The following is an 8,070-nucleotide window of genomic DNA, read 5'->3' as shown; positions in this document are numbered from 1 at the left end:
GAGTTCACCGACGGCTGGCTGCCCAGCCCGGTCCGGGACGAGGTCGGGGGCCGGGCGGACGCCGGGCGGAGCCAGCATGGTCGGCGCGTGCTCCACCTGCGGACCACCGACGGGCGGGGCGGCCGGCGCACCCGGCAGACCCATCAGCCCGGGCATGGCGTCCGGCGGCGCGAGCAGCGTGGGCGCCGGCTCCGCGGCCGGGGCGGGAGCCGGAGCCGGAGCCGGCGGGAGCGGCGGAGCGACCGGCGGCCGGGCGGCGGACGGCGGGACCGGCGGCAGGCCGGGGCCCCCGGCCGTCGGCGGCATCAGCATGGTCGCGGCCTCGGCACCGACCGAGCCGGCGGCCTCGGGCAGGTCCGAGCCGGTGGTCCGCAGCCCCTCGGACATCAGGACGGCCCCGGCCTCGTCCCCGGCCGGCGCGGGCGCGGGCACGGGCGGCGCGGCCGCCACCGGGACCCGCGGCCGCGGCGCGACGGCCGGGCCGTCGTGCCCGGACGGCGGCGCGAGCATGGTCGGCGCGTCCCCGGCGGGCCGGTCGGAGACCGGCGGCTCGGTCAGCGCGGCCCGCGCGGGCGGCACCACGGCGGGCGGCGCCCCGACGGGCACGGCGGCAGCGGCGGGGGCCTCGGCAGCGGCGCCCGCCGGAGCCGTCCCGAGCCGCTCCGCCTCGGCCGCGATCGCCGCGGCCCCGGCCTCCTGGAGCCACTGCGGCGGGCTGAGCAGGAAGGACGTCGCCTCCACCGGTCCGGGCGCGGGCTTCGCCGCCCCGGCCGGGCCGGCCGCCACGGGCCGCCCGTAGACCTCCTCGTACTGCCGGACCACCTCGTTGACGGGCAGCGCGGGCCACAGCGTGCTGGCACCCGAGTCCCGGGCGATCACCAGCCGCGCCTCGCCCGAGCCGCCCGCACCGACCGTGCGGCTCGCGGCGTCCGGTCCGTCGGCGGGCGCCACCGCCCAGCAGACGAAGCCCAGGTCGAACTCCCGGACCCGCACCTCGCGCTGCTGCGAGCGCGGCACCCCTCCGTTGATCCACTCCTCGGCGAGCTCCTGCGCCTGCGCGTACGTCACCACGCCCGGTTCACCCCTGTCCGCATCCTCTTCGTCCCCCGTTCCACCGGCATCACCGGCACCACCGCGATCACCGACACCACCGAGACCACGTGCCTCAGCCCACCGGGACGGCTCGGGCGAACCCGCCGTCCACCATCAGCTCCGCGACCGACTCCAGCTCCGGCGGGCTGCCCGCCAGCCGCAGCAGGAAGGCGTCGAAGTCCTCGCCGCAGGGCAGCAGCAGCCGCGCGCAGCGGCTCTCCGGGGCCTCCGGGGCACCGGTGTCGCGGGCGTCGTCGTACAGGTGGAACCAGACCGAACCGGTCCGCTCGCCGCGGACCTTGAGCGCGACCAGACCGCCCTGCGCGTAGGCGATGCCCAGGTAGTCCTTGGTCAGGTGGTCGCGCAGGCACTTGTTCGCGTACACCAGGTCCGCGGTGCCGTACTCCTCGGTGAGCGTCAGGAACGGCTGGTCGAGCAGCAGTCCGAGCTCGGTGTCCAGCCCCACGCCGACCGGGGCGTGGCCGCCGCCCAGCTTGAGGAAGGTGCGGTAGGCGTCGGGCAGCCGGTAGCCGAGGCGCTGCTCGGCGCGCTGCACCAGGTCCTCGGGGAGGCCGCTCGGGGCGTCGCCGTCCTCGGCCAGCGAGAAGTGCACCGGACGGCGCTCCTGCAGCGGGCGCGTGCCGCGGCGGGTGTGGTCGGCGCTGGAGGTGGCCAGGCCGCCGTGGTGCCGCAGCAGCGCCTTGACCTCGACCGGGACGAGTTCCATCCGCCGCCAGCCGGGGGCGGCCCGGCCGACCGCGTGGTGCCAGGTCCAGCCGGCCGGGGTGGCGACGGCGGTCGTCAGATCGGCCCAGAGCGGGTGGCCCTGGGTGTGGAGCGCGGCGTTCGCCGAGACGTAGTCGGTCAGCCGCAGTTCGTCCACGCCGAAGCCCGCCGGCGGGTCGGCCACCTCGGCCACGGCGGCGGCGTACGGGCCGAAGTCCGGGTAGCCGTACTCGTCCACCCTGACCCCGGCGGGGTGCCGCTCCGCACGGACCGGGTCCGGGAACTGCACCACCTGACCTGCGTACGCCGCGTTCGGTGCGGCGGCGACGCCGGGCCGACCTGTCGTCATCTGGGAGCCCCCACTGGCTGCTGCAAAATACGGTGCTTGCTGGGCACCAGCCTAGGGCCTGCCTTCAACCCCCCATCTGCCAGGCGACCGCCGACGGCCGTCGGCCCGGCCGACGCCCCGAACCCCCGTCCGGGACGACCCGACGCGCCACGAGGGCCCGTGAACCACCGCCACCGGGGCCCGCACCGGGCCGAGTTGCCCGCACGCTACCGCCCGCACCCCGCACCGGAGGCCGTTTCGGCAGATCAGCCGACAAGTCATGACGAGGTCGTGCACATTCGGTCGGGACCGGGTGACCGCCCAGCCGGTCCCGCGCGGCGCCGGCCACCGCCGCACCCCGGATGTGCGGTTGTCGGTGTCGTTTGACAGGCTTGCCCCGGACCGGCCCGGTCACCCCCGGCCCACGCCGGGTTACCAGGAGGAGGACGGATGACCACCGGTGAGCCGGCGGGCCCGCCCGTGCTGCGCCACCACCGCGACAGCCTGCTGCCCGCCGTCGCCGCCGCGCTGTCGCTCAAGGGCGGCGAGGTGCACACCCTGGCGGGCGACAAGGACCCCCGCCGCCCGGTCCTGCACCACCTGGTCGCCGACTTCCTGGACGCCCTGCCGAGGGAGGCCCGCGAGCGGTTCACCGGCCGCTGCCCGGAGGCCGTCCTGCTCTCCCAGTACCTGACCACGGTCGACGGCCACCGCTCCAAGCGCGCCGCCCGCAAGCCGATGACCCTGCACGAGGCCCGCAAGGCGCTCAAGGGCTCCCGCATGACGACCGTTCGCATCCGCGAGGAGGGCGACCCGGCGCACGGCACCCACGCCCCGCCGTGCCGCTCCTGCGCTCCGATGCTTGAGCACTTCACCGTGCGGAGCGTCGCCGTCGGGCCGCCCGCGAACTGACCGGCCGAGCCGCCGGCACGTCCCCCGTCCCCCAGCCCTGGAGCCCGCCCTGAACCCGCCGATCCCGCCCGCGCCGGCCACCCTCTCCGCCCCCGGCGCCCGGACCCGCCCGCGCTTCGCCGCCGACGTCGCCGCCGAACTCAAGGCCGCGGGCTGGCACCCCGGCCGCTGGCAGATCCGGCAGGCCGAGGAGTGGGCCGACACCCTGGTCGGGTACGGCGCGCCCACCGGCGTGCGGCACGCGGTGTTCCCGGCGGCGGTGGAGGCCTGGGCCGAGTTCGGCGGCCTCGCCTTCGACCTGTCCGGCCCCGGCCGCCAACTGGCCCGCACCCCGTTCCTGATCGACCCGCTGTGCGGCCTGCACCAGCCGCGCACCCTGCTCGACCTCGGCCGGGCCCTGGGGACGCAGCTGGCCCCGCTCGGCGAGGAGGCCTACGGGCAGGCGCTGCTGGCCGTCGACGAGGAGGGCCGGGTCTACAGCCTGGACCACGCCGGCGAGTGGTTCCTCGGCCACGGCATCGACCAGGCGATCTCCGCCCTGGTCCTGGGCACCGCCCCGGAACGGCTGCGCGCCCCGGACGAGTACTGAGGGACGGTCAGCGCCGAGCGGGGCCCGGCGGCCCGGTCCCGGTCAGCGCAGTCGCTCCGCCCGTACCGCCAGCCGCGACGGCAGCACCGCCTCGATCCGGAACCCGCCGTCCGCCTCCGGCCCGGAGGAGAAGGTGCCGCCCAGCGCGATCACCCGTTCCCGCATCCCGACCAGCCCGTTGCCCCCGCTGGGCAGCTGCGCCGCGCCCTCCTCCCCGCCGGGGCAGGCGTTCACCACGGCCACCCGCACCCCGTTCGGCGCGTACGACAGCAGCACGGACACCTGCGCGCCGCCGGCGTGCTTGTGCGCGTTGGTCAGGCCCTCCTGGACGACCCGGTAGGCGGTCTGCTCGGCCTCGCCGGTGAACTCCTGCCGGCTGCCGCTGACCGTCAGCGTCACCGCCATCCCGGCCGCGCGGGACTGGTCCACCAGCCGGGGCAGCCCGGCCAGCGAGTCCGGTTCCGGCTGCCGCGCGTCGTCCATCCGCAGCACCCCGAGGATCTCGCGCAGCTCGTTCAGCGCCTGCCGGCCCACCTCGCCCATCAGCTTGGCGCTCTGCGCGGCCTTCTCCGGGTCCTTGACGACGATCCGCTCCAGCGCCCCGGAGTGCACCACCATCAGCGACACCCGGTGCGCCACCACGTCGTGCATCTCCCGGGCGATCCGGGTGCGCTCCTCCAGCCGGGCCCGGCGGGCGCGTTCCTGCGCCTGCTCGGCCAGCAGGTCCAGTTCGGTCTCCAGGCCGTGCGCGCGGTCCTGGAGCGACTCGATCAGCCGCCGCCGCGCACCCACGTACAGTCCGGTCACCACCGGAGCGACCGTCAGTCCGACCGCCACCATCAGCGACAGCACGATCTGGCCCCACAGCGGCGGCGGCTCCACCGGCGACGAGTCGCCGCCGGTCATCAGCGACACCGCCATCACGGCGGCCGCCTCGGCGAAGGCCAGGGTGGACAGCGCCACCACCCGCCGGCGCCGCGAGGGCCACTCCCAGGTCGACGCCAGCGTGTACAGCGACACCACCAGCAGCAGTACGCCCAGCATCCCGGGCATCACCAGCAGCGTCACCAGCACCGGGACGGCCGGCCAGCGCCGGCGCAGCACCAGCGAGCCGCCGGCCACCGTGCCGAGCACCGCTATCGCGATCGCGCCCGCGGTGCTCACGTGCATCCGGGAGGAGAGGAAGGCGATCGTGCTGACCGCGCACTCGAGCGCGGCGAGCAGCGCCAGCCCGATGTCCAGGAAGGCGCTGCGCGGCCGCTTCCACCACCAGAACGACCGGACCGGCACGCGCTCCCCAGGCGACTTGCTCATGCCCCACAGCGTAAGCGGCAACCCCCTCCCCTCCCCACCGGGATTGCCCGGTACACCCTTCGCACCCGCCAAGTGGTCCAGACCACGGGTGGTTTTCGACAGCCCTGTCCGCCATCCGGCCACCTCTCGGACAGCACTGGCCCCGACACCTATGCTGGTCGCGTCGGACAGCGCGGTCCGCACGCGTCACACCCGCCACACCGTGTGGAAACGTGACGATGAGCCGTTGCCGAACCCCACCACCACAGGGAGCCAGCCGTGACCGCTCCGGTCCCCACCCCGGCGGACAGCCCCACGCCCGTCGTCGCCGACAATGCCGCCCTGCGTGCGGACATCCGCCGCCTCGGCGACCTGCTCGGCGAGACGCTGGTCCGCCAGGAAGGCCCCCAGCTGCTGGGCCTGGTCGAGCAGGTCCGCCTGCTCAGCCGCACCGACGGCGAGGCCACCGCCGAACTCCTCTCCGACATCGACCTGGACACCGCCGCCAAGCTGGTCCGGGCGTTCTCCACCTACTTCCACCTCGCCAACGTCACCGAGCAGGTGCACCGCGGCCGCGAGTTCGCCACCCGCCGCGCCCGCGAGGGCTCGCTGCTCGCGCAGACCGCCGACCAGCTCGCCGAGGCCGACGCCAAGCACCTCCAGGACACCCTGGCCCACCTCGCGGTCCGCCCGGTCTTCACCGCGCACCCCACCGAGGCCGCCCGCCGGAGCGTCCTCAACAAGCTGCGCCGGATCGGCGAGCTCCTCGACCGCATCCACCGCGACGAGGTCACCTCCGGCCTGGCCGCCGCCGACCAGGCCCGCACCAGCAGCGCCAAGCGCTCCGCCGACCGCCGTCTGGCCGAGGTCATCGACCTGCTCTGGCAGACCGACGAGCTGCGCATCGCCCGCCCGGAGCCCACCGACGAGGCCCGCAACGCCGTCTACTACCTGGACGAGCTCTACCGCGAGGCCGTCCCCGAGGTCCTGGAGGAACTGCACGAGGAGCTCGCCCGGGTCGGCCTCAGCCTGCCCGACGGCGTCCGGCCGCTGACCTTCGGCACCTGGATCGGCGGCGACCGCGACGGCAACCCCAACGTCACCCCGCGGGTCACCTGGGACGTCCTCAACCTCCAGCACGAGTACGGCATCAAGGACGCGCTCGCCGCGATCGACGACCTGCGCAACACCCTCTCCACCTCCGAGCGGCTGGCCGGCGCCTCGGTCGAGCTGCTCGCCTCGCTCAACACCGACCTGCACCTGCTCCCCGAGCTCAGCCCGCGCTACAAGCGGATGAACGCCGAGGAGCCCTACCGCCTCAAGGCCACCTGCATCCGGCTCAAGCTGGAGAACACCCGCGAGCGGCTGGCCGGCGGCACCCCCCACGTCGAGGGCCGCGACTACCTCGGCACCCGCGAGCTGATCGCCGACCTGCGGCTGATCCAGGAATCGCTGCGCGCCCACCGCGGCGAGCTGATCGCCGACGGCCGCCTCGCCCGTGCCATCCGCACCGTCGAGGCCTTCGGCCTCCAGCTCGCCACCATGGACGTGCGCGAGCACGCCGAGGCCCACCACCACGCCCTCGGCCAGCTCTTCGACCGGCTCGGCGAGGAGGCCTGGCGCTACGCCGACATGCCCCGCGAGTACCGGCAGAAGCTGCTCGCCAAGGAGCTCCGCTCGCGCCGCCCGCTCGCCCCCACCCCGGCCCCGCTGGACGAGGCGGGCACCAAGACCCTCGGCGTCTTCAGCACCATCCGCGAGGGCTTCGAGCGCTTCGGCGACGAGATCGTCGAGAGCTACATCATCTCGATGTGCCAGGGCGCCGACGACGTCTTCGCCGCCACCGTGCTGGCCCGCGAAGCCGGCCTGATCGACCTGCACGCGGGCATCGCCAAGATCGGCATCGTGCCGCTGCTGGAGACCACCGAGGAACTCCAGCAGGCCGACCGCATCCTCGACGAGATGCTCTCCGACCCGTCCTACCGCCTGCTCGTCTCGCTGCGCGGCGACATCCAGGAGGTCATGCTCGGCTACTCCGACTCCTCCAAGTTCGGCGGCATCACCACGTCCCAGTGGGAGATCCACCGCGCCCAGCGCCGGCTGCGCGACGTCGCCCACCGCTACGGCATCCGGCTGCGCCTGTTCCACGGCCGCGGCGGCACCGTCGGCCGCGGTGGCGGCCCCTCCCACGAGGCCATCCTGGCCCAGCCCTGGGGCACCCTGGAGGGCGAGATCAAGGTCACCGAGCAGGGCGAGGTCATCTCCGACAAGTACCTGCTCCCCTCCCTCGCCCGGGAGAACCTGGAGCTGACCATCTCCGCCACGCTCTCCGCCTCCGCACTGCACACCGCGCCGCGCCAGGCCCCCGAGTCGCTGGCCCGCTGGGACGCCGCCATGGACCAGGTCTCCGAGGCCGCCCACACCTCCTACCGCGCCCTGGTCGAGCAGGAGGACCTGCCGAAGTACTTCTTCGCCGCCACCCCGGTCGACCAGCTCGCCTCGCTGCACCTGGGCTCCCGCCCGTCCCGCCGCCCCGACTCCGGCGCCGGCCTGGACGGCCTGCGGGCCATCCCGTGGGTGTTCGGCTGGACCCAGTCCCGGCAGATCGTCCCCGGCTGGTACGGCGTCGGCTCCGGCCTGGCCGCCGCCCGCGCGGCGGGCCTGGGCGACGTGCTGGACGAGATGTACGGCGAGTGGCACTTCTTCCGCAACTTCCTGTCCAACGTCGCCATGACGCTGGCCAAGACCGACCTGCGGATCGCCGCCCACTACGTCGAGCAGCTGGTGCCCGGCGAGCTGCGCCACGTCTTCGACGAGATCAAGGCCGAGCACGCCCTGACCCTGCGCGAGGTGCTCCGACTCACCGGCGAGAGCGAACTGCTGGAGCACAATCCGGTGCTGAAGCAGACCTTCGCGGTCCGCGACGCCTACCTCGACCCGATCTCCTACCTCCAGGTCGCGCTGCTGCGCCGCCAGCGCGAGGAGCTCTCGGCCGGACGCCACGACGACCCGCTGCGCGCCCGCGCGCTGCTGCTGACCGTCAACGGCATCGCCGCCGGCCTGCGCAACACCGGCTGACGGCCGGACCAGCGAACGGCCGAGGGCCGGTGTCCCGTCCGGGACACCGGCC

General features: G+C 75.0%; 5 protein-coding genes and 1 pseudogene. 3 read left to right on the top strand and 3 right to left on the bottom strand.

Translation table 11 applies throughout. The features are described from left to right. Positions 1–1,071: pseudogene (locus tag ACFRMQ_RS34625) on the bottom strand (hypothetical protein); the annotation flags it as partial. Positions 1,072–1,165: 94 nt separating this feature from the next. Further along, complete coding sequence (locus ACFRMQ_RS34620; protein WP_380734754.1) at positions 1,166–2,167, bottom strand: SMI1/KNR4 family protein; 1,002 nt, start codon at positions 2,165–2,167, stop codon at positions 1,166–1,168. A gap of 429 nt (positions 2,168–2,596) precedes the next feature. Here ACFRMQ_RS34620 and ACFRMQ_RS34615 point away from each other — a divergent pair, with 429 nt between their 5' ends. Continuing rightward, positions 2,597–3,058 (top strand): YwqJ-related putative deaminase, encoded by a 462-nt coding sequence (locus tag ACFRMQ_RS34615; RefSeq protein ID WP_380734752.1) that lies wholly within the window; start codon positions 2,597–2,599, stop codon positions 3,056–3,058. A gap of 61 nt (positions 3,059–3,119) precedes the next feature. Next, entirely contained in the window at positions 3,120–3,647 is a 528-nt protein-coding gene (locus ACFRMQ_RS34610; RefSeq protein ID WP_380734755.1) for an SUKH-3 domain-containing protein, read from the top strand. A 42-nt stretch (positions 3,648–3,689) separates the two neighbouring features. Here the strand turns inward: ACFRMQ_RS34610 and ACFRMQ_RS34605 are convergent, their stop codons facing one another. Beyond that, positions 3,690–4,961 carry a sensor histidine kinase gene (locus ACFRMQ_RS34605; protein ID WP_380734750.1) on the bottom strand — a complete coding sequence of 424 codons (1,272 nt, stop codon included), beginning with the start codon at positions 4,959–4,961 and terminating at the stop codon, positions 3,690–3,692. Positions 4,962–5,219: 258 nt separating this feature from the next. Here ACFRMQ_RS34605 and ppc point away from each other — a divergent pair, with 258 nt between their 5' ends. Next, on the top strand, positions 5,220–8,018 hold the full coding sequence (gene ppc, locus ACFRMQ_RS34600; protein WP_380734749.1) for a phosphoenolpyruvate carboxylase: 2,799 nt from the start codon (positions 5,220–5,222) through the stop codon (positions 8,016–8,018). Positions 8,019–8,070 lie beyond the last annotated feature (52 nt).

The organism is Kitasatospora sp. NPDC056783 (assembly GCF_042789895.1).
Taxonomy (GTDB): Bacteria; Actinomycetota; Actinomycetes; order Streptomycetales; family Streptomycetaceae; genus Kitasatospora.
The sequence above is the reverse complement of the archived record's forward strand: the minus strand, read 5'-3'. Positions and strand labels throughout refer to the sequence as shown.

Coding starts and splice junctions, on each gene's coding strand:
- ACFRMQ_RS34620 (WP_380734754.1), bottom strand. CDS start 2,167: ATGACGACAGGTCGGCCCGGCGTCGCCGCCGCACCGAACGCGGCGTAC.
- ACFRMQ_RS34615 (WP_380734752.1), top strand. CDS start 2,597: ATGACCACCGGTGAGCCGGCGGGCCCGCCCGTGCTGCGCCACCACCGC.
- ACFRMQ_RS34605 (WP_380734750.1), bottom strand. CDS start 4,961: ATGAGCAAGTCGCCTGGGGAGCGCGTGCCGGTCCGGTCGTTCTGGTGG.